Below are 20,022 nucleotides of genomic sequence, written 5' to 3'. Positions count from 1 at the left end.
CCCTCGTCGGCCGGGTGTGTCAGACCCGGCGCACCCGCCCCCGGGCCATGAGCACGAGTCCCGCGCCGAGGGCCGCGAGCGCTCCGAGCGCGCCCGCCGGAACCTCACGCCCGGTCTCGACCGTGTCCGGGGTCGTGTGGGCGTCCTCCCCCGCCGGCACGTTCAGGGCCCGGGGCTTCTGCCCATCCGCGAGCGACTCCACGAGTGCGAAGACGTCGGACCGCTCCGCGTCCTGGGTGATAATGACGTCCTCACTCCTGGTCACCCCGTCCAGCGACCAGTCGCGAACGAGGCGGTCGTCGGTCGGGTATGTCGCGTCGGCGAGGTAGTGAAACCCGGTGAAAATTCCAACGCGGTGTCGCGCCAGAGGGTGCCCCAGCGCGGACCCCACGAGAGTTCCGCGACCGACGCGTCGTCGCCCTGGCGCTTGGACCACAATGGCAGCTCCACGCCCGGCTCGGCGTACTTCAGCGCGAGGACCCGCTCGGGGTAGTCCCCAAACACGGGGTCGGCCCGGCTGTGCTCGCCCCACGCGTAGACGAGCCCGGCAGAGGGGCCTCTGTTGCCCTCCGGAATGCCGGCGGTCTCGTCGTCGAGGGCGGCCACCGGGGTGCCGCCCACGGACAGGGTGAACAGGAGATGACCGTCTCCGGCCTCACCGCGGCACCGCGCTTCCGCGTCTCACGGGCAGGTCATCCCCGTCGCCCCGTCTCTCAGAGCAGCGTTCCCTGCTGCTCTCTCATCTCCTGGATCAGTTCTGGCCCGTTGTTCCGGACGTTCCCCACGGCGCTCCCCACGGGCCGCAGCGACCAGCCCGCCGCGACGTCGTACGCGCCGGCGCACACCTGGCCCACGAGGGCGTCGGCTTCTTCGGCAGACCCGAGCGTGTCCGGAGCGAGCCACCGGTCCATCGTCTCGGCATCCATGGGCACGGGCAGCCGGTCGTGCAGCTGGCCGAGCGCGGCGAGCACCGGATCGTCGTCGTCCGCGTCGGGCGCGGCCATGGTGAGGATCGTCGTCGAGAGGACCCAGGCGTCCTCCCCCGCGGCCTTGGCCTCGGGGTCCTGCCACCACTCGTACAGGCCGGCGAACCAGATGACCGGCCCCTCGCCGTCCCCGGCCCCGGCCGGGTGCACGTAGTAGGGCTGCTTCTTCGCGGCCCGCCCGTCGGGACCCTTGGCGCCAGGCTCCGGCGTCTTCCACTCGTAGTAGCCCTCCACCGGCACGGCGCAGCGTCGAGCGCGGACGGCGGCCCGGAACGTCGGCTTGGAGGCCACGGTCTCCGAGCGCGCGTTGAACGCACGGGACCCCACGGACAGCTCCTTCGCCCACGGCGGCACCAGGCCCCAGCGCGCCACGTGGATCCGCCGGGTCACTCCGGCGCCGACGTCGTCCGCATGCGCCACGAGGATCGGCACCTCGGCTGTCGGCGCCACGTTCCAGCTCTGGCGCAGCACCAGCTCCTCATTCGTCTCGGCATCGCCCAGGGCCACCAGGTCGCTCGTGGCGCGGGCCATCACGTAGCGGCCGCACACGTCAGCGGTCCCTCCCGTCCCGGCCACGATCGACATACATCCACGCGATGCCGAGGGCGAAGCCCATCATCGCGCAGCCGAGCACAGTGCCCCAGGGACTCTCGGTGCCCAGTCCGAACACCACTCCCAGGCCGACGCCGATCAGCAGCCCCACCAGCAGGATGCGCCACTGAGCGAGCGTGCCGGCACCGGCCGGAGCCCCGGCTGGAGCCTCCGGAGCCTCGTACGCCTCGTCCTCGTCTCTGCCATGTCCTGCCACGGTTCGCCCCTCCGTTCACATCGGTGTTGCGGGTCAGGTTGCAGTCTCCCCCGGCCGCCATGGTGACGCCATACACCAGGCCCCCCGGCTGCTCACCGATGCGTCGCACAGGGTCCTGTGATGGGATGGGCAGAACGAGCCCGCCCGCCGCGCCGCCTCACGCATGCGCGGCCTCGGGCAGATCCCCACCACCAGGAGGAACAACGTGTCCCAGAAGGTCCGCGGCGTCGTCGCCATGGCGAAGGACGCCCCCGTCACCATCGAGACCATCGTCATCCCCGATCCGGGACCCGGCGAGGCCGTCGTCGACATCAAGACCTGCGGCGTCTGCCACACGGATCTGCACTACCAGCAGGGCGGGATCGGCGACGAGTACCCGTACCTGCTCGGCCACGAGGCCACGGGTGTGGTCTCCGCGATCGGCGAGGGCGTCGACCACGTCCAGGTCGGCGACACCGTGATCCTCAACTGGCGCGCCGTGTGCGGCGAGTGCCGCGCGTGCCGCAAGGGCGAGCCGAAGTACTGCTTCAACACCCACAACGCGACCCAGAAGATGACCCTGGAGGACGGCACGGAGTTGTCCCCGGCCCTGGGCATCGGGGCGTTCGCGGACAAGACGCTCGTCCACGCCAAGCAGTGCACCCAGGTCGACGGCGTCGACACGCCCGAGGAACAGGCCGCGGTCGGCCTGCTCGGCTGCGGGATCATGGCCGGCATCGGCGCGGCCATCAACACCGGCGAGGTCAAGCGCGGCGAGTCCGTGGCCGTGATCGGCTGCGGCGGCGTCGGCGTGGCCTCGATCGCCGGGGCGAAGCTCGCCGGCGCCACCACGATCATCGCGGTGGACATCGACGCCAAGAAGCTCGCCAAGGCCAAGGAGCTCGGCGCCACCCACACCGTGAACTCGAAGGACGAGGACCCCGTGGAGGCCATCCGCGCGGCGACCGGCGGCTTCGGCGCCGACGTGGTCATCGATGCGGTCGGCCGCCCGGAGACCTACGAGCAGGCGTTCTACGCCCGGGACCTGGCCGGCCGCGTCGTCCTGGTGGGCGTGCCCACCCCCGGCATGGAACTGAAGCTGCCCCTGCCGGAGGTGTTCGGCCGCGGCGGCGCGCTGAAGTCCTCGTGGTACGGCGACTGCCTGCCGGAGCGCGACTTCCCCATGCTCGTGGACCAGTACCGCCTGGGCCGCCTGCCGCTGGACGAGTTCGTCACGGAGACCATCGCCCTGGACGAGGTGAACGAGGCCTTCGAGACGATGAAGTCCGGCGACGTCCTGCGCTCGGTGGTGGTGCTCTGATGGCGCGCATCGATCACCTGGTCACCTCCGGCACGTTCTCCCTGGACGGGGAGACGTTCGACGTGGACAACAACGTGTGGATCGTCGGCGGCGCGGAGCAGTGCGTCGTCATCGACCCGGCCCATGACGCCTCGGCCGTCTGGAAGAAGGTGAACGGCCGCCAGGTGCTGGCCATCGTCCTCACCCACGGCCACGACGACCACATCCGCCAGGTCCAGGAGTTCCGCCAGATGGTGGACGCCCCCGTGCTGCTCCACCCCGCAGACCGCATGCTCTGGGACGACGTCTTCCCCGACGAGGAGCCCGACGGCGCGCTCGCCGAGGGCGACGTCCTGCGCGTGGCCGGCGTCGAGCTGCGGGTGCTGCACACCCCCGGCCACTCCCCCGGCTCGGTCTGCCTGTACGCCCCCGCGCTGGGCGAGGCCGGCGACGACGGCGCCCCGACCGGCGTCGTGTTCTCCGGCGACACCCTGTTCCAGGGCGGGCCCGGCGCCACCGGCCGCTCGTACTCGGACTTCGACACGATCATCGAGTCCATCCGCGAGCGCCTGTTCCCGCTGCCGGAGGCCACCGTGGTCCACACCGGCCACGGCGACTCCACCACAATCGGCACGGAGAAGCCGCACCTGCAGGAGTGGATCGACCGCGGCCACTGAGGACGCGCCGAGGTGGGGAAGAATGGTCCCCCGTGACCATCCTCCCCGCCTCGCCCCCTCCCTCCGTGATCCTGCTCGGCGGCGCGTCGGGCTCCGGCAAGTCCTACCTGGCCCGGCGGCACGGCCGGCCCCACCTCTCGCTCGATGCGTTCTACCGTCCGCAGTCCGACGACGGCGCCGCGGGCGGGCCCGGCCCCGTGTTCCCGCGCACCCCCTACGGTGAGATCGACTGGGACCACCCCGGAACGTGGGATGAGCAGGCGGCCGTGGACGCCGTCGTCGAACTGCTCGAGGAGGGCGCCACGCGCGTGCCCGACTACGACATCTCCACGTCCTCCGTCCGCGGGCACAGCACCGTCGCGCTCGAGCCGGGCGGGGTGATCGTGGCGGAGGGCATCTTCGCCGAGCGCATGCCCGCCGCCCTGGACCGGGCCGGAGTCCGCTACGCGGCCTGGTACATCGACCAGGCGCGGACCACGACGGCGGCCCGCCGGTTCGTGCGCGATGTCGCCGAACGCCGCAAGCCGGTGCCGTTCCTCGTGCAGCGGGGCTGGTCCCTGTACCGGACGGACGCGGCGCGCCGGGCGGCGGCCGTGGCGGCCGGCTTCACCCCGCGACGCAAGCGGGAGATCATCGCGGATCTCACGGCCTGACGGCCCGCCCGCAGCCAGTCCGTGCCCTCAGCCGGAGGTGCGCGCGCCGAGGACGGCGAGCTGCTCGGCCACGACCTCGATCCCGGCGGCGGCCGCCCACGCCGTGTACTCCTCCCGCAGGGCCGCGGCGAACGCGGGAACGCTCACCCCGGGACGCACGTCCTCGGCCGCGCCCGCCGTGCGGGGGTCCATGTCCAGGCCGAGCTCCCGGTAGACGTCGACGAGCACGGCCCGCAGCGGAGCGGGGTCGGACACCACCACGTGGGTGGAGAACAGGAACGCCCCCTTCACCACGCGCTGCGCGGAGCCGGCCAGCTTCACCGGGTACGTCGGCGCAGGACCCTGCACGGAGAACTCGCCCGGGCAGTACTCCCCCGGGATCTCGCCCACGGAGGCGGGCACGTCCATGCGCGCGAACGCCCGCACGAACAGGTCGGCGAACTCGGCGAACCGGGCCTGCTGGGTGAGTGCCGCGTCCTCCTGCTGGCTCAGGTGGTCCACCACCAGGCAGCCGTGATGGTAGGCCGCCGCCCTCCCGCCGGCCCGGCGCACCGCCGGCGCGAAGCCGTGGGCCCGGGCCGCCGCAGCCGCGGCCGCGAAACCGGGCAGCCGCGCGTCGCGCTGGCCGAACGCGACCGTCGGTTCGGGCACGTAGACGCGGATCAGATCGTCGAGGGCCCTTCCCTCGGCCGCGGCGGCGCGGAAGACGGCCAGCTCGCCCATGGCCCAGTCGAGGTCTTCGACGGCCCCGAGGGTCCGCTCCTGCACAGCCCAGCGCAGCCGGGGAGCTGCACTCACAGGCCGCCCTCGACCGGCCAGGAGCGCAGGGTGAGGGTCTGCTCGACGTGGGCGAAGGGGCCGTCGTCGTCGTGGAGGACGGTGCTGGTCAGGCCCACGCCGTCCGGGCCCACCGTGACCTGCCCCGCGAGGCCGAGCCAGTGGCCGGTGGGCTCGCGGTACAGGTGGATCTGCAGGTCCACGTTGGGGAAGAACCACCCGCCCGGCTTCGCCGGCAGGGCCGGGGCGATCCCGTTGGCTGCGTCGGTGAGGCTGATCAGGCGCACCAGGTCGCTCGTGCTCTCCCCCGCCACCATCTCGCGGTCCGTGGTGAGCCACACCCGGCCGTGGCCCGGCCCGTGGCCGGGCAGGATGACGCCGTCGAGGGAGGCGATGTACCCGCCTCCCCATCCGTGGAGCGCGTTGTGCGACTGCGCCTGCGAGCGCGGCGGGAGGGGCTCGTCCGGCAGCTGGGCGACGGCGGAGGTGTCCGAGGTGGACAGCAGCCAGGCCCGCAGGGTCAGCACGGTGCGGCCCCGGGCGTGGAGCACGGACTCGACGAGCTCGATGGTCCGGCCCGGACGCAGGGTGCGCGTGACCACCTCGAGCTCGCCCGACCAGAGCGTGCCCAGGATGTCGTAGGAGAGCCGTCCCACCCGCAGCCCGGGAGTGGTCTCGTGCGCGGCGACCTCGTGCAGCAGCAGGCCCGAGACGGCGGCCATGTGCATCTCCTCTTCCCGCCATGCGCCCTGGGCGTGCACGGTGGAGCGCACGCGGGAGGTGCGGACGCCGTCGGCGTCCACGGTGGGCTCGCCGAGGCGGACGTAGAAGGCCAGGGGATCGTCGGCGACGGAGGTCGCGGGGGTGGAGGTGATGTCGGTCATGGGCCGAAGTCTGCCAGAACGACGACGGCCGGTGACGTCCCCGCGGGGATGTCACCGGCCGTCGTCGTGCGGACCGAGCCGGGGTTCAGCGGCGCATGACCTTGCGGGCGATGCCGTTGCCGATCAGCTGCAGCGCCTGGACGAACACGATCACCACGATCACGGCCAGCCAGGTGACCTCCGGACGGAACCGGTTGTAGCCCTCCACGATGGCGAAGTTGCCGACGCCGCCGCCGCCGATGATGCCCGCCATCGCGGACATGTCCACGAGCGAGATGATCACGAACGTGAAGCCGAGGATCAGCGGGCCGAGGGCCTCGGGCAGCACCACGGCGCGCACGATCCGCATGCGGGAGGCGCCCATCGCGCGGGCGGCCTCGATCACGCCGGGGTCCAGCGAGACGAGGTTCTGCTCCACGATGCGGGCGATGCCGAACGTGGACGCCCAGATCATGCAGAACACCACGGCGGTGTTGCCGATGCCGGTGCCGAGCACCGCGATGGTCAGCGGCTGCAGGGCGGCGATGAGGATGACGAACGGGATGGGCCGGATGAGGTTCACGATGAAGTTCGTGACCAGGTAGACGGCACGGTTGGCGAAGATGCCGCCCGGGCGCGTGGTGTAGAGGACGAGCCCGACCAGCAGGCCGAGGATGCCGCCGAGGATGAAGGACCAGCCGACCATGTAGAGGGTGTCCCCCACGGCGGTCATCAGCTCGGGGCCGTAGTACCCCCAGTCGAGGTTCTGGAATCGGTCGATCACTGGTGCACCTCCTGCACGTCTCCGGCGCCGGCCAGGTCCGCGACAAACGCGTCCACCGCGGCGGCCTCGCCCGTGAGCGCCACGGTGAGCAGGCCGTACGCGGAGTCCTTGGTGGCGGACATGCCGCCGTGGACGATCTCGAAGCCCACGCCGCGCGTCGATGCGGTGCCGAGCACCGCCGAGACCGCGGCGGAGTCCTTGAGCGAGACCATGATCAGCCGACCCTCGGTGCGCGCCCGGATGCGGGCCACCTCCTCGGCATTCGGCCGGTCCTTGAGCGCCGTGGCCACGAAGGACGCGGCGTCGGCGGAGTGGGCGGGCCGAGAGAAGAGGTCGTAGACCTTGCCGGACTCCACCACGCGGCCGGTGTCCATCACGGCGACGCGGTCGGCGATCGAGCGGATGACCTCCATCTCGTGGGTGATGGCCACGATCGTGACCCCGAGCTCCTCGTTGACGCGGCGCAGCACGGAGAGCACCTCGTGCGTCGTCGAGGGATCCAGGGCGCTGGTGGCCTCGTCCGCGAGCAGGATCTCCGGCTCGGCGGCCAGGGCGCGGGCGATGCCGACGCGCTGCTTCTGGCCGCCCGAGAGCTGCTCCGGGTAGTGCTTGGCCTTGTCCGCCAGGCCGACGAACTCGAGCAGCTCCGCCACGCGAGCGCGGCGCTTGGAGCGTGGCCAGCCGGCCGTGTCCAGGGCGAACTCGATGTTCCCGGCCACCGTGCGGGAGGTCAGCAGGTTGAACTGCTGGAACACCATGCCGATGCGGGTGCGCAGCGGACGCAGCTTCGCCTCGGACAGGTGGGAGACCTGCTGGCCCAGCACCGTGACGGTGCCCGACGTCGGCTTCTCCAGCCCGTTGATCATGCGGATCAGGGTGGACTTGCCGGCGCCGGAGAAGCCGATCACGCCGAAGACCTCGCCGCGTCGCACGGAGAGCGAGACGTCGTCCACGGCCGTGACGCCGCGGCCCTTCTTGGCGGCGTAGACGCGGCTGACGTGGTCGAAGACGATGACCGGCTCCCCCGGGGCGCCCTCAGAGTGGCGCCCCGGGGTGACCGCGTCACGGTCGGACGTATGGGAACCTGCCATGGATCAGGCGTCCTGCTTCGCGATCGCGTCCTGGTACTGCTTCAGGGTCTCGTCGATCTGGGCGGCGTCGAGCTGCACCGGCACGCTCGTGTCGGAGGAGAGCTTCGCGGACTCGTCCAGCACGGCCTGCTCGTGGTACAGGGCCGCGACCTTCTTGTAGGTCTCGTTCTCGCGGTCCGCGCGGCGCACGGCGAAGCCGTTGACGAACGGCTTGGCGGAGTCGGCCTGGGGGTCGTCCTTGAACAGGGCGGTGTTCGTGTCGATGCCGGCGTCGGCCGAGAACGTGTTGTTGATGACCGCGCCCTGCACGGACTCGAGCGCGTTCACGGTCTGCTGCGCGGCCACGGGCTGCACCGTCACGGTGGAGGCGGCCTCGTCGATGTCGCGGACCTCCGGGCGGATGGTCTCGTTGGACAGCTTCAACAGGCCGGCGGCGACGAGCACGTTGATGGCGCGGGCCTGGTTCACGGTGTCGTTCGGGATGGCGACGGTGTCGCCCTTCTTGAACTCGGAGACGTCTTTGTACTTCTTGGAGTACAGGGGCAGCGGGATGATCTCGGTGGTCCCGATCAGCGTCAGGTCCTTGCCGGAGGCCTGGTTGTAGTCGGCCAGGTAGGCGATGTGCTGGAACCAGTTCATGTCGATGTCGCCGTTGTCCAGCGCCGGGTTCGGCTGCGTGTACTCGGTGAAGTTGCGGATCTCGACGTCGATGCCGTGCTTCTCCTTGGCGAGCTTCACCAGGGCGCGGTGCGTCTCGTTCTCGGACACGACGCCGATGCGCACGGTCTGGGCGCCGTCGTCGCCCTTCTTCTCGGCCTGCGAGTTGCAGGCGGTCAGGGCGAACGCGCCGACGGCGGCCAAGGACAGGCCGGCGAAGGAGCGGCGGGAGATGTTCGAGGGGGTCGTCATGGGGTTCTCCTTGGAGGACGGTGCGACGTCGCCGGCGCGGGTGGGCACGGCGGGTGCGGAACGGTGCGGGGTGGGCCGTGCGGTGGGTGATTCCCCGCGGGGCACAGCACGGCGGGCGGGGGGCGAGAGACGCCCCGAGCCGGAGGCCGGGATCCTTTCGAACGCTGCTCTTGCCCGTCCCCCAGTCACCGCGGGCTCCCCTCGAGGGGTCTGCACGCAGCGGAGGCGGGCCGCTTCTCGGTCCGTTGCCACCCGTGAACATGGGGTTGGCGAGCGGCTCGTCGTGGGACCACGTGGACCCGCCGAGGCGGGGTCCACAGCCGCTTCTCCTGAAGCTGGGCCCAAGCCTATCGCAGCGTGTGCGCTCCATCGGGCAGGGCGGTGACGCGCAGCGTCATACTGCGGGGCCCGGGGCCGACGTGTGATGCCCCCGCGAGACGACGACGGCCGGGCGCCTCCGCGGGGAGGCGACCGGCCGTCGTCGGGACGGGGCTCAGGCGGACGGGATCAGAAGTCCCAGTCCTCGTCCTCGGTGTTCTCGGCCTTGCCGATCACGTAGGAGGAGCCGGAGCCGGAGAAGAAGTCGTGGTTCTCGTCCGAGTTCGGGGAGAGCGCGGAGAGGATGGCGGGGTTCACGTTCGTGGTCTCGGCCGGGAACATGGGCTCGTAGCCCAGGTTCATCAGCGCCTTGTTCGCGTTGTAGTGCAGGAACTTCTTCACGTCCTCGGCCAGACCGACGGCGTCGTAGAGGTCATGGGTGTACTCGACCTCGTTCTCGTACAGCTCGAACAGCAGCTCGAAGGTGAACGCCTTGAGCTCCTCCCGCTTCTCCTCCGGCAGGGTCTCGATGCTCCGCTGGTACTTGTAGCCGATGTAGTACCCGTGCACCGCCTCGTCGCGGATGATCAGGCGGATCAGGTCGGCGGTGTTGGTGAGGCGGGCGTGCCCGGAGAGGTACATGGGCCAGTAGAAGCCCGAGTAGAAGAGGAAGGACTCGAGCAGGGTGGAGGCGATCTTCTTCTTGTACGGGTCCTGGCCGTCATAGCGCTCCACGATCAGGCGGGCCTTGGCCTGCAGGTTCCGGTTCTCACGGGACCAGCGGAACGCCTCGTCGATCTCCGGGGTGGAGGCCAGCGTGGAGAAGATCGAGGAGTACGACTTCGCGTGCACCGACTCCATGAACGCGATGTTCGTGAGGACGGCCTCCTCGTGCGGGGTCATGGCGTCCGGGATGAGGGAGACGGCGCCCACGGTGCCCTGGATCGTGTCCAGCAGGGTCAGGCCCGTGAACACGCGCATGGAGAGCAGCCGCTCCTCATCCGTGAGGTGGGACCAGGACTGGACGTCGTTGGACAGCGGCACCTTCTCCGGCAGCCAGAAGTTGTTGACGAGGCGGTTCCACACCTCCACGTCCTTCTCGTCCTGAATGCGGTTCCAGTTGATCGCCTCGACGAGGTGGGACTGCTGGGTCTCGGTCACGGCAGGGCACATCCTTCAGAAGAATTCGTTGAGAATCCGCGGATTCCGGGGGCTCTCGAGAGCACGGTCAGCGGGGCGCGGGTCCGGGACAGTCTAGGCCCGCAGGGGCAGCGGCAGCCACTCGGGCAGGTCCGGGCTCACGACGTCGTGGGCCCGCCCCGCCCGGCCAGGCGCGCCGCTCCACTTCGCGGCGGGAAATCGAGCGCACCTGCGCTCAGAAGCGCGGAATACGCCGGATTTCCCGCCTCGAAGGGCTGGCTGTCAGAGCATGCAGCTGACGCAGCCCTCGACCTCGGTGCCCTCCAGCGCGAGCTGGCGCAGGCGGATGTAGTAGATCGTCTTGATGCCCTTCGTCCACGCGTAGATCTGCGCGCGGTTCAGGTCACGGGTGGTGGCCGTGTCCTTGAAGAACAGCGTCAGGGACAGGCCCTGGTCCACGTGCTGCGTCGCCGCGGCGTACGTGTCGATGATCTTCTCGTAGCCGATCTCGTACGCGTCCTCGTAGTACTCGAGGTTCTCGTTGGTGAGGTACGGCGCCGGGTAGTACACGCGGCCGAGCTTGCCCTCCTTGCGGATCTCGATCTTCGAGGCCACCGGGTGGATCGAGGAGGTCGAGTTGTTGATGTAGGAGATCGAGCCCGTCGGCGGGACGGCCTGCAGGTTGCGGTTGAAGATGCCGTGCTCCATGACGGAGGCCTTCAGCTCACGCCAGTCGTCCTGCGTGGGCAGGGCGATGCCGGCCTCGGCGAACAGCTCGGCGACGCGCTCGGTGGCGGGCGCCCACTCCTGGTCCGTGTACTTGTCGAAGAACTCCCCCGAGGCGTACTTCGAGTCCTCGAACCCGCCGAACCGCTGGCCGGTCTCGATGGCGATCCGGTTCGAGGCCCGCAGCGCGTGGAACAGCACCGCGTAGAAGTACATGTTCGTGAAGTCGATGCCCTCCTCCGAGCCGTAGTGGACGCGCTCGCGCGCCAGGTAGCCGTGGAGGTTCATCTGCCCCAGGCCGATGGCGTGGGAGGCCGCGTTGCCCTTGGCGATGGACGGCACCGACTGGATGTCGGACATGACCGACACGGCCGTCAGCGCACGGATCGCGGTCTCCACGGACCGGCCGAAGTCCGGCGAGTCCATGGTCTTGGCGATGTTCATCGAGCCGAGGTTGCAGGAGATGTCCTGGCCCACGTGGGCGTAGCTCAGGTCCTCGTTGTACTCGGAGGCCTCGGAGACCTGCAGGATCTCGGAGCACAGGTTGGACATGGTGATGCGGCCCTTGATCGGGTTCGCGGCGTTCACGGTGTCCTCGAACACGACGTACGGGTAGCCGGACTCGAACTGGATCTCGGCGATGGTCTGGAAGAACTCACGCGCGCTGATCTTGGTCTTCTTGATCCGCGCGTCGTCGACCATCTCGTAGTACTTCTCGGTCACGGAGATCTCGGAGAACGGCACCCCGTAGACGCGCTCGACGTCGTACGGCGAGAACAGGTACATGTCCTCGTTCTTCTTCGCCAGCTGGAACGTGATGTCCGGGATCACGACGCCGAGGGAGAGGGTCTTGATGCGGATCTTCTCGTCCGCGTTCTCGCGCTTGGTGTCGAGGAAGCGGTGGATGTCCGGGTGGTGCGCGTTGAGGTACACCGCGCCGGCGCCCTGGCGCGCGCCGAGCTGGTTGGCGTAGGAGAAGGAGTCCTCGAGGAGCTTCATCACGGGGATGACGCCGGAGGACTGGTTCTCGATCTGCTTGATGGGCGCGCCGTGCTCGCGGATGTTGGTCAGCGAGAGGGCCACGCCGCCGCCGCGCTTGGACAGCTGCAGGGCGGAGTTGATGCCGCGGGCGATCGACTCCATGTTGTCCTCGATGCGCAGCAGGAAGCAGGAGACGAGCTCACCGCGCTGCTTCTTGCCCGAGTTGAGGAACGTGGGGGTGGCCGGCTGGAAGCGGCCGGCGATCATCTCGTCCACCAGGTGGGTGGCCAGCTCCTGGTCGCCCCGGGCCAGGTGGAGGGCGACGACGGCGACGCGGTCCTCGTAGCGCTCGAGGTAGCGCTTGCCGTCGAAGGTCTTCAGGGCGTACGAGGTGTAGAACTTGAACGCGCCGAGGAAGGTCGGGAAGCGGAACTTGGCCTTGTAGGCACGATCGAACAGGCCCCGGATGAACTCGAAGGGGTACTGCTCGAACGTCTCGGTCTCGTAGTAGTCGTTCTTCTGCAGGTAGTCGAGCTTCTCCTCCAGGTCGTGGAAGAACACCGTGTTGGTGTTGACGTGCTGCAGGAAGTACTGGCGCGCGGCCGCGTGGTCGGCCTCGAACTGGATGCGACCGTCGGCGCCGTAGAGGTTCAGCATGGCGTTGAGCTCGTGGTAGCCGAGGTTCTGCCACTCGGCGGGCATGTTCTTCGCCTGGCGGATGAGGTCCGCCTCGGTGGGTGCGGTGGTGGTCATGTCCACAGTCCTTCCAGGCCGCCGCGGACGCGTTCGACGTCGTCGGGCGTGCCCATCAGCTCGAATTTGTACATGAGGGGCACCTGGCACTTGCGGGAGATGATGTAGCCGGCCAGGCAGTAGCCCTCATGGAAGTTGGTGTTCCCGGACGCGATCACACCCCGAATCCAGTGACGGTTCTCCGGGACGTTGAGGAACTTGATCACCTGCTTCGGGACCGCGCCCGGCCCGCTGCCCCCGCCGTAGGTGGGGGTCATCAGGACGTACGGGGCGGTGGCCCCGAGGGTGGGCTCCCGGGTGATCAACGGCAGTCGAGCCACCCGGTCCTCGGGCAGCTCGAGCTTCTCGACGAAGCGGTGCGTGTAGTTGGAGGCGGAGGAGAAGTAGATCAGTCCCGCGTCGGTGGGGACGAGCCCCTGCGCCTCGGCCGAGCGGATGTGGCTCGGGTCCGCGGCGACGGTCATGTCGACTCCGGTCAGGCCACCGATGCCGCGGCGGACTCGGCGAGCTCGGCGATCTTGTCCGGGCGGAAGCCGGACCAGGAGTCGGTCTCGGTGACGACGACGGGGGCCTGCATGAAGCCGAGGGCACGGACGCGCTCGAGGGCGGCGGGGTCCTGGGACATGTCCACGACCTCGTAGGCGATGCCCTTCTTGTCCAGTGCACGGTAGGTGGCGTTGCACTGCACGCAGGCCGGCTTGGTGTACACGGTGACGGTCATGGCGATCCCTGTTCCTTCGTGGTCTCTGGTGGTCTGCGGGTGTCGGCGCGGCGCCCGCGAGGTGAATCACGGGGCGTGCCGAACATCTGCGTCGATACTACATCTAGTGATCACAGCCGGGAACCATCCCTACATGTAGTAGTCACACCGCTGTAGTTACGTATCCCCACCCTCTGCCCATCCTGTCCACACCCTGCTGTGCGAGACGATCCGCGCGGACATGCGGGACACGCCGGGACCGAGGTCGACTGTCCACAGCCGGTGGAGATCTCGGGGCCGGGTTCCCACAGCCGGAAAGTCGGGTTCGCCACGTCCGCGAGCGGCGTGTCCGGCCCCCGCGGACCACTACATGTAGGAGCCCGCCGCCGGCCGGCGTCGGAATACCCCGTGACCACCGGGGGTTGCCCCGGCATGAGCACCTCCCCCACCGTCACCCGCAATGACGCCGAGTCCCGCTACGAGCTCCACGACGGCGGCACACTGCTCGCCGTCCTCGACTTCCGGGACAACGGCGCGGCCGTCTCCCTGAACCGCGCGTTCACCATCCCGGTGCACCGCGGCCGGGGCCACGCCGCCGCGCTGACCGCGGGCGCCGTCGAGGACATCGCGACGAACGGCGGCCCCGCAGGGGGCCGCCGCATCGTGCCGATGTGCTGGTACGTCGCCCAGTGGTTCGACGAGCACCCGGAGAAGAGCGCGCTGCTCGCGCCCCGCTGACCGGCGCGGTCAGGCCGCGACGCGGTGCCGGCGCACCACGGCCAGGACGCCCGCGGCCAGCACCGCGACGGCGACGGGCCACGCCGCCGGACCACGCCCGGTCTCGACCGTGTCCGGCACCGTGTGCTCGCCGTCGGCCGGATCCGCAGGGGTCTCGGGCTCCGCCGGCGAGGTGGGAGTGTCGGGATCGGCCGGCTGGCCCGGAGCGTCGTCGAACGGGCCGGCCACGGGGAAGGTCACGAACCCCGGGATCCGCCCGTTCTCCCAGTCGTAGAGGTCCACGCGGGGATCGCCGAACCGCACGGTCACCGTCCGCGTCGTCGTCACGCCGTCCCTCGTGGCCCGCAGGGTGACGGTGTCGGATCCGGTGAAGCCCTCGGGCGCCTGGTACACGTAGCCGCGCGGCCCGCCGGTCTCCTCCTCCGTCACCTCGACGACCCGACCCTCGGCCGGGCCCGCGACGAGCGTCAGCGGCGCCGCCTCATCGCCCGTGTACGAGGAGATGAACACGTGTCGCTCCCCCGGCGCCGCGAGCAGGGTGGTGTCCCAGGCGGTGGGGAGCATGTGGAAGCCGAGCTCATGACGCTGGTCGGCGCGCAGCGGCTCGCCCGGGTCAGCGTCGGTGAGGTCGGCGTCCGGACCGTAGGTGAGGGCGGCCACCTCGCCGCCCAGGACGTAGAGGGTGTAGACGACGGGACCGGTCCCCGACTCGCCCAGGCTCCGCCGGGCCGCGGCGACGTCGAAGTCACCGCGCTCCAACTCGTCGTCGTACGTGAACGGGACCTCGGTCTCGGCGCCGCGGGCCTCCCCCTCCAGCACCGGAGCCACCGTCAGGCGGACGTCGGACTCGTCCACCTCGAACTCGGTGCCGAAGGAGGCACCGGTCTCACCCTCCGCGCCGGCCACGAGGAAGGATCCGCCGGGCAGGCCGTGCTCGGCGGTCCATCCAGCGGGGTGGGCGGGTGAGGCGAGGGCAGGGGTCGCCCCCAGGCCGGTGAGAAGGACGCCGGCGCCCAGGGCGGCGGCAAGGCGGGTCGGTCGGGCGGTGCGCATCGTGCTCCTCCAGGGGTGCGGTGCTGCGACGGGCCGAAGGGTTCTCCGGCTCGGACGCCCGAGGTCGACCGGATGCCGCACTCGCCGCTTCGGCACGAATCTACGCCGCGCGGACGTGAGGCGGGTCACTGTCCGGTGACGAAGCGCTATCGACTCGGTCACGGCGACGCGCGATGCGGATCGGGCCGGCCGGCGCCGCGCGTCAGCGGGACGCGCTGGGCGAGGGGCTCGCCCCGGAGGAGGGGCGCGGGGTGGCCTGCGCCGTGTCGGCCGGGCTGGGCGACGGGCTCGCCGACGCGGCGTCCCGCCCCCGCTGGTCCTCGGCGTCCCGGCCGGAGGCGCTGGCGGAGCCCGACGCGCTGGAGGAACTGGGCGAGCTCGACGACGGCAGCACCGGCTTCTGGGTGGCGCGGAAGTTGCGCACCCGCTGCAGCGGCTCCGGGACGAAGTCCGAGGGGACGGAGCCGCCGTCGGCGCCGGTGCCCTCGATCTTGATGGGGCCGGTGAACCCGGACGGTTCCGCCGTGCGCGCCCCGCTCGACCCGATCACGCCCATCTCCGCGAGCGTCGCGGCCAAACTCTCCAGCTCCTTGCGGTGGCCCTCGACCACGCTGGAGGCCAGCTCCTTCGCCGCGTCGTCCGAGCCGTCCTCCGCCTCCGTGGCGGAGATCGTCAGCGCGCCCTGATAGAGGCGGCGCATCTGGAGCAGGTAGATCCGTCCTGCCTCCTCCGGCTCGGCGGCGGCCAGCACGTTCTTCTCCCGGTCGGACAGGAGTCCGGCGCGCAGCTCGTCGCCCACGATCTCCGCCGGCTCCGCGTCCTCCGTGGACTCGGGCTGCGCAGACGGGGTCGCCTCGGCACCCGCACCGCGCACGTCATCCGAGGGGACGCCCCAGCCCTCGAGCATCGACTCGAGCCGGCCCGCCCGCTCCTCGTGCTCGGACTTCATCCGTTCGGCGGTGGCCCGGATCTCCTGGTCCACGCCGTCCTTGCCCAGCACCTGATCGGACTGCTGGATCGCGTCGCGGTGGTTGCGCAGCAGCAGACCCGCGAACTGGATGTCCGCCGCGAGCGGGTCGGCGGACGTCTGGCTGGGGCTGGCCAGCACGCCCTCCAGGTAGGTGTTCCCCGCCTCCGTGCCACCGGTCTGTCCGGGCTCCTCGGCGACGCTGCAGCCGCCGGTGGCCAGGGTGATGCTCAGGAGCGCCCCTCCGACGGCCACGCTCCAGCGGCGGGGGTGCACGCGGGCGGGGGCGATGTCGGCTCGGCTCATGGGCGCAGGTCCTCTCGGCGGTCGTCACCCGGTCACGGGGTCAAGGGCGGTCCGACGCGGTCGGCCGCCCCGGCCTCCCCAGGGTACCCCTCCGGCCTCCCGGCCCCGGGGTCGCCGCGGCCTCAGGCGACGCGGGTGGCCTGCACCACCCAGTTGTTGAAGGCGTTCCCGGCCATCCCGGTGCCCGGCACGAGGTCGCACGTGATCAGCGTGACCTTCGCGTCGTCGCCCCCGGGCTCCCATGCCCAGCGGTGCGACGGATCCTGGGTGAGCGCCTCCTTCTCCACCGAGACCGCGTCCGCGTCCGCCTCGAAGGCGGCCTGCGTGCCGTCGTCGTATGTCACCACGACGACGGCACCCGCGCGCACGTCGCCCAGGTTCCAGAACACGTCCCGCACGCCGTGGTAGACGACGTGCCCGGCCAGGACCCCCGCGTACCGGGACCGCTCCCCCGGCGTGGTGCCCCACTGCGGCGGGCCGTACCAGCCGACCGTCTGTGGCTCCGGGTCCAGGTCGCCGCCCTCATCCAACTGCGTGAGGTCGATCCCCGCTCCGACGATCTGCTCGCCGTCCTGGTGGACGTCCACGTGCACGGGCGTCGCCGTGACCTCGTCCCACGGGGCGGCGGGGCCGGAGAGGTGGGCGGCCGCGGCGGGGGTCGGCTCCTCGGACGGTGCCGGCTCCTCGGACGGCGCCGGCTCCTCGGTGGGGGTCGGCTCCTCGGACGGCGTGGGTGTGCCGGCGAGCTCCTGGGTCTCGACGGGAACCGCCGCCTCCCGCGTGGGTGACGCCGAGGACGGGCTCGGCGTCGGGGTCGGGGTGGCCGTCGTTGCGGGGCTGGGCGTGAAGCGTGCCGAGGACGGCGACGGCGACGGCGACGGGGTCGCGGACGCCGTGGCGCTGAGGGTGGGGGCGGCGCTGATCGGCACGGCGCCGACCGCCAGCACCCCGCGCAGCGCGAGGAACACGAGTCCCAGGCACAGCAGCACCAGGACCACCCACAGGGCGCGTCGGACGGTGGTGTTCATCCGGGTTCTCCCCTCGTGTGCATCGACGCGGCCCGCCCGGGGCCGCGTCCGACGACGGCATGGTCTCACGCGCTCCGGCCTCAGCGCGGCGCGTCGTCCCCGGGCTCGGCATAGCGGTCCCGGACGAAGGCCTGCAGCCGACGGGCGATTTTCTCCAGCGTCGCGGTGGCGAAGTGGTCCTCCCGCCACGCCGCGTGCAGTCGCACCGCGAGCGCCCGCCCCTGCGCGATGACCCGCACCGGCGTCAGCTCGAAGGCCGGGTCCTCGGTGACGACGGCGACGCCCGCCCCCGTCGCGACCAGGGCCTGGGCCACCCGCCCGGAGTTCGCCTCGACGAGGGCCGGCGGCGTGAGGCCCGCCACGGCCACGGCGCCGTCGAGGACGCGCCGCGCCATGAAGGTGCGGGCGGGTGCGACGACCGGCTGGGCCACGAGGTCGTCGAGGGACACCCGCGTCCGGCCCGCCCAGGGGTGGCCCGGGGCGACGTACGCCCAGACCGGCAGGTCCATCAGCGGCAGCGACGCGACGGAGGGCGGCGGCACCGTCGGCATCACCACGAGGTCGTGCCGCGCGACGGCGTCGAGCAGCGAGTCGTCCAGCTGGGTCTCCGCGACGCGCGGGCGCGGGTCCTCCTCCCCGAAGGTGGCCACGAACGGCAGCACGACGTCGATGAGGGTGGTGCCCGGTGCGGCCACGGCCACGTCCGTGAGCCGACCGGAGGCGAGCGTGCGGGCCGCCTGCTCCGCCCGGCGATGGGCGACGAGGACCTCGCGCGCCACCGGGAGGAACGCCTCGCCGGCCGTCGTCAGCTCGAGCCGGCCGCCGACCCGGGCGAACAGTGGCAGGCGCAGCTCACGCTGAAGCCGCTGCAGCTGCCGACTGAGCGCGGACTGCACGAGATCCAGGCGGATCGCGGCCCCCGAGACCGTGCCGACCTCGGCCACCGTGACGAAGGCCCTGAGCAGTTTCTCCTCCATGCCGGATAAGCATAGCCTCCATGCCGGATCATCACTGGACGGCATGGCCTCGACGCCCCACCATGGGAGGACGCGGCCCGACGCGTCGTCGTCGTGCCCACCCGTCGTCCCCGCTCCCCGTGAGCCGTCCCCAGGAGGCATCCCCATGACCGCCACCCCCGACCTCGAGCAGACCCGCCATCTGGCCACCGAGCTGCCCGGCCCACGCTCCCGTGAGCTCGCCGAGCGCCAGAAGCGCGCCGTCCCAGCCGGCGTGGCCACCACGATGCCGGTGTACGCGGCCCGCGCCGCGGGCGGCATCCTCGAGGACGTGGACGGCAACCGCCTGATCGATCTGGCCTCCGGCATCGCCGTCACCTCCGTGGGCGCCTCCCACCCGCGCGTCGTGGCCGCCGTCCAGGAGCAGGTCGCGCAGTTCACCCACACCTCGTTCATGATCACGCCCTACGAGGGCTACGTGGCCGTGGCCGAGCAGCTGGACCGCACCAGCCCGATCCCCGGCGAGACCCGCACCGCCCTGTTCAATTCCGGCGCCGAGGCCGTGGAGAACGCCGTCAAGGTGGCCCGCGCCTACACCGGCAAGCAGGCCGTGGCCGCGTTCGACCACGCCTATCACGGCCGCACCACCCTGACGATGGCGCTGACCGCCAAGTCCATGCCCTACAAGCACAGCTTCGGACCGTTCGCCCCCGAGATCTACCGCGTGCCCGGCTCCTACCCGCTGCGGGACGGCCTGTCCGGCGCCGAGGCCGCGCAGCGCGCCATCTCCGCGCTGGAGAAGCAGATCGGTGCCGACAACCTGGCCGCCGTGATCATGGAGCCGATCCAGGGCGAGGGCGGCTTCATCGTCCCGGCCGAGGGCTTCCTGCCGGCCGTGGTCGAGTGGTGCAAGGCCAACGACGTCCTGTTCATCGCGGACGAGGTCCAGTCCGGCATCGCCCGCACCGGCGCCTGGTTCGCCTCCGAGACCGAGGGCATCGAGCCGGACCTGATGGCGACCGCCAAGGGCATCGCCGGCGGCATGCCGCTCTCCGGCGTCACCGGCCGCGCCGAGGTGATGGACTCCGTGCACCCGGGCGGCCTCGGGGGCACCTACGGCGGCAACCCCGTCGCCACGGCGGCGGCGCTCGCCGTGTTCGAGGCCGTCGAGGAGGACGGTCTCCTGGAGAAGGCCCGCCGGATCGAGCAGGTCATCCGCGAGCACTTCGCGCAGAACGCCGACGACCGCATCGCCGAGGTCCGCGGCCGCGGCGCGATGATGGCGATCGAGTTCGTGGACCCCGCCACCGGCGAGCCGGACGCGACGCTGACCGCCACCGTGGCCGCGGCCGTGCGCGCCGCCGGCGTCATCCTGCTCACCTGCGGCACCTACGGCAACGTCGTCCGCTTCCTGCCGCCGCTGACCATCGGTGAAGACCTCCTCAAGGAGGGCCTGAGCGAGGTCACGAAGGCGCTGCAGTCCGCCTGAGCCCCCGCCATCGGCGGACCGACGACGGCCCCGCATCCCT

Annotated in this window: 22 protein-coding genes; 5 read left to right on the top strand and 17 right to left on the bottom strand. The window is 71.2% G+C overall.

What is annotated here, in order from left to right; translation table 11 throughout:
* Nucleotides 1–19: 19 nt before the first annotated feature.
* The 4 genes from AC3RJ9_RS04885 to AC3RJ9_RS04870 form a co-directional block, all read right to left on the bottom strand.
* Complete coding sequence (locus AC3RJ9_RS04885; RefSeq protein WP_036381645.1) at nucleotides 20–265, bottom strand: hypothetical protein; 246 nt, start codon at nucleotides 263–265, stop codon at nucleotides 20–22.
* Complete coding sequence (locus AC3RJ9_RS04880) at nucleotides 262–621, bottom strand: hypothetical protein (RefSeq protein WP_020628069.1); 360 nt, start codon at nucleotides 619–621, stop codon at nucleotides 262–264. The genes AC3RJ9_RS04885 and AC3RJ9_RS04880 overlap by 4 nt, the downstream gene beginning before the upstream one ends.
* A 92-nt stretch (nucleotides 622–713) precedes the next feature.
* Entirely contained in the window at nucleotides 714–1,535 is an 822-nt protein-coding gene (locus AC3RJ9_RS04875; protein ID WP_036381670.1) for an SOS response-associated peptidase, read from the bottom strand.
* 1 nt (nucleotide 1,536) lies between these two features.
* Entirely contained in the window at nucleotides 1,537–1,794 is a 258-nt protein-coding gene (locus AC3RJ9_RS04870; protein ID WP_036381642.1) for a hypothetical protein, read from the bottom strand.
* 205 nt (nucleotides 1,795–1,999) lie between these two features.
* Here AC3RJ9_RS04870 and AC3RJ9_RS04865 point away from each other — a divergent pair, with 205 nt between their 5' ends.
* Genes AC3RJ9_RS04865 through AC3RJ9_RS04855 form a run of 3 tightly spaced genes read left to right on the top strand, consistent with a single transcriptional unit; the run spans nucleotide 2,000 to nucleotide 4,403 of the window.
* Nucleotides 2,000–3,094, top strand: a complete 1,095-nt coding sequence (locus AC3RJ9_RS04865; protein ID WP_036381639.1) for an S-(hydroxymethyl)mycothiol dehydrogenase — start codon at nucleotides 2,000–2,002, stop codon at nucleotides 3,092–3,094.
* Nucleotides 3,094–3,750 (top strand): MBL fold metallo-hydrolase, encoded by a 657-nt coding sequence (locus AC3RJ9_RS04860; protein ID WP_004167600.1) that lies wholly within the window; start codon nucleotides 3,094–3,096, stop codon nucleotides 3,748–3,750. The genes AC3RJ9_RS04865 and AC3RJ9_RS04860 overlap by 1 nt, the downstream gene beginning before the upstream one ends.
* A gap of 32 nt (nucleotides 3,751–3,782) precedes the next feature.
* The gene (locus tag AC3RJ9_RS04855; RefSeq protein WP_036338950.1) at nucleotides 3,783–4,403 is read left to right on the top strand and encodes a uridine kinase family protein; all 621 of its coding nucleotides are present in this window, start codon (nucleotides 3,783–3,785) and stop codon (nucleotides 4,401–4,403) included.
* Between the two features lie 27 nt (nucleotides 4,404–4,430).
* On the opposite strand, the gene AC3RJ9_RS04850 is transcribed toward AC3RJ9_RS04855, so the two are convergent.
* The 9 genes from AC3RJ9_RS04850 to nrdH form a co-directional block, all read right to left on the bottom strand.
* Nucleotides 4,431–5,201 carry a lipoate--protein ligase family protein gene (locus AC3RJ9_RS04850; protein ID WP_036381636.1) on the bottom strand — a complete coding sequence of 257 codons (771 nt, stop codon included), beginning with the start codon at nucleotides 5,199–5,201 and terminating at the stop codon, nucleotides 4,431–4,433.
* The gene (locus AC3RJ9_RS04845; protein ID WP_036381633.1) at nucleotides 5,198–6,064 is read right to left on the bottom strand and encodes a thioesterase family protein; all 867 of its coding nucleotides are present in this window, start codon (nucleotides 6,062–6,064) and stop codon (nucleotides 5,198–5,200) included. Before AC3RJ9_RS04845 ends, AC3RJ9_RS04850 begins: the two co-directional genes overlap by 4 nt.
* 85 nt (nucleotides 6,065–6,149) lie before the next feature.
* Entirely contained in the window at nucleotides 6,150–6,827 is a 678-nt protein-coding gene (locus tag AC3RJ9_RS04840; RefSeq protein WP_036313181.1) for a methionine ABC transporter permease, read from the bottom strand.
* Nucleotides 6,824–7,918, bottom strand: a complete 1,095-nt coding sequence (locus AC3RJ9_RS04835) for a methionine ABC transporter ATP-binding protein (RefSeq protein WP_159833103.1) — start codon at nucleotides 7,916–7,918, stop codon at nucleotides 6,824–6,826. Before AC3RJ9_RS04835 ends, AC3RJ9_RS04840 begins: the two co-directional genes overlap by 4 nt.
* Before the next feature lie 3 nt (nucleotides 7,919–7,921).
* On the bottom strand, nucleotides 7,922–8,827 hold the full coding sequence (locus AC3RJ9_RS04830) for a MetQ/NlpA family ABC transporter substrate-binding protein (protein WP_123244148.1): 906 nt from the start codon (nucleotides 8,825–8,827) through the stop codon (nucleotides 7,922–7,924).
* 507 nt (nucleotides 8,828–9,334) lie between these two features.
* On the bottom strand, nucleotides 9,335–10,318 hold the full coding sequence (gene nrdF, locus AC3RJ9_RS04825) for a class 1b ribonucleoside-diphosphate reductase subunit beta (RefSeq protein WP_152743901.1): 984 nt from the start codon (nucleotides 10,316–10,318) through the stop codon (nucleotides 9,335–9,337).
* A 249-nt stretch (nucleotides 10,319–10,567) separates the two neighbouring features.
* On the bottom strand, nucleotides 10,568–12,694 hold the full coding sequence (nrdE, locus tag AC3RJ9_RS04820; protein WP_182488475.1) for a class 1b ribonucleoside-diphosphate reductase subunit alpha: 2,127 nt from the start codon (nucleotides 12,692–12,694) through the stop codon (nucleotides 10,568–10,570).
* Nucleotides 12,695–12,741: 47 nt separating this feature from the next.
* On the bottom strand, nucleotides 12,742–13,209 hold the full coding sequence (gene nrdI / locus AC3RJ9_RS04815; RefSeq protein WP_004167610.1) for a class Ib ribonucleoside-diphosphate reductase assembly flavoprotein NrdI: 468 nt from the start codon (nucleotides 13,207–13,209) through the stop codon (nucleotides 12,742–12,744).
* Nucleotides 13,210–13,220: 11 nt separating this feature from the next.
* Nucleotides 13,221–13,466 carry a glutaredoxin-like protein NrdH gene (nrdH, locus tag AC3RJ9_RS04810; RefSeq protein WP_036313172.1) on the bottom strand — a complete coding sequence of 82 codons (246 nt, stop codon included), beginning with the start codon at nucleotides 13,464–13,466 and terminating at the stop codon, nucleotides 13,221–13,223.
* Nucleotides 13,467–13,877: 411 nt separating this feature from the next.
* On the opposite strand from nrdH, the gene AC3RJ9_RS04805 reads away from it, so the two are divergent.
* Nucleotides 13,878–14,183, top strand: a complete 306-nt coding sequence (locus AC3RJ9_RS04805) for a GNAT family N-acetyltransferase (protein ID WP_036338933.1) — start codon at nucleotides 13,878–13,880, stop codon at nucleotides 14,181–14,183.
* Nucleotides 14,184–14,192: 9 nt separating this feature from the next.
* On the opposite strand, the gene AC3RJ9_RS04800 is transcribed toward AC3RJ9_RS04805, so the two are convergent.
* The 4 genes from AC3RJ9_RS04800 to AC3RJ9_RS04785 all read right to left on the bottom strand — a co-directional run bounded on the left by AC3RJ9_RS04800 (nucleotide 14,193) and on the right by AC3RJ9_RS04785 (nucleotide 18,514).
* Nucleotides 14,193–15,236 carry a hypothetical protein gene (locus AC3RJ9_RS04800; protein ID WP_036338930.1) on the bottom strand — a complete coding sequence of 348 codons (1,044 nt, stop codon included), beginning with the start codon at nucleotides 15,234–15,236 and terminating at the stop codon, nucleotides 14,193–14,195.
* Nucleotides 15,237–15,438: 202 nt separating this feature from the next.
* Nucleotides 15,439–16,509 carry a DUF305 domain-containing protein gene (locus AC3RJ9_RS04795; protein WP_123244150.1) on the bottom strand — a complete coding sequence of 357 codons (1,071 nt, stop codon included), beginning with the start codon at nucleotides 16,507–16,509 and terminating at the stop codon, nucleotides 15,439–15,441.
* 122 nt (nucleotides 16,510–16,631) lie between these two features.
* On the bottom strand, nucleotides 16,632–17,537 hold the full coding sequence (locus tag AC3RJ9_RS04790) for a class F sortase (RefSeq protein WP_063189606.1): 906 nt from the start codon (nucleotides 17,535–17,537) through the stop codon (nucleotides 16,632–16,634).
* 80 nt (nucleotides 17,538–17,617) lie between these two features.
* The gene (locus tag AC3RJ9_RS04785) at nucleotides 17,618–18,514 is read right to left on the bottom strand and encodes a LysR family transcriptional regulator (RefSeq protein ID WP_123244151.1); all 897 of its coding nucleotides are present in this window, start codon (nucleotides 18,512–18,514) and stop codon (nucleotides 17,618–17,620) included.
* A 145-nt stretch (nucleotides 18,515–18,659) separates the two neighbouring features.
* Here AC3RJ9_RS04785 and gabT point away from each other — a divergent pair, with 145 nt between their 5' ends.
* Nucleotides 18,660–19,982, top strand: a complete 1,323-nt coding sequence (gabT, locus tag AC3RJ9_RS04780; RefSeq protein ID WP_036316964.1) for a 4-aminobutyrate--2-oxoglutarate transaminase — start codon at nucleotides 18,660–18,662, stop codon at nucleotides 19,980–19,982.
* Nucleotides 19,983–20,022: the final 40 nt, after the last annotated feature.

This window comes from Micrococcus sp. 63XJN7_6_ISO-PGPR-S23-444 (assembly GCF_058072765.1).
Note: the sequence above shows the minus strand (reverse complement) of the source record. Positions and strands in the feature narration are given on the sequence as shown.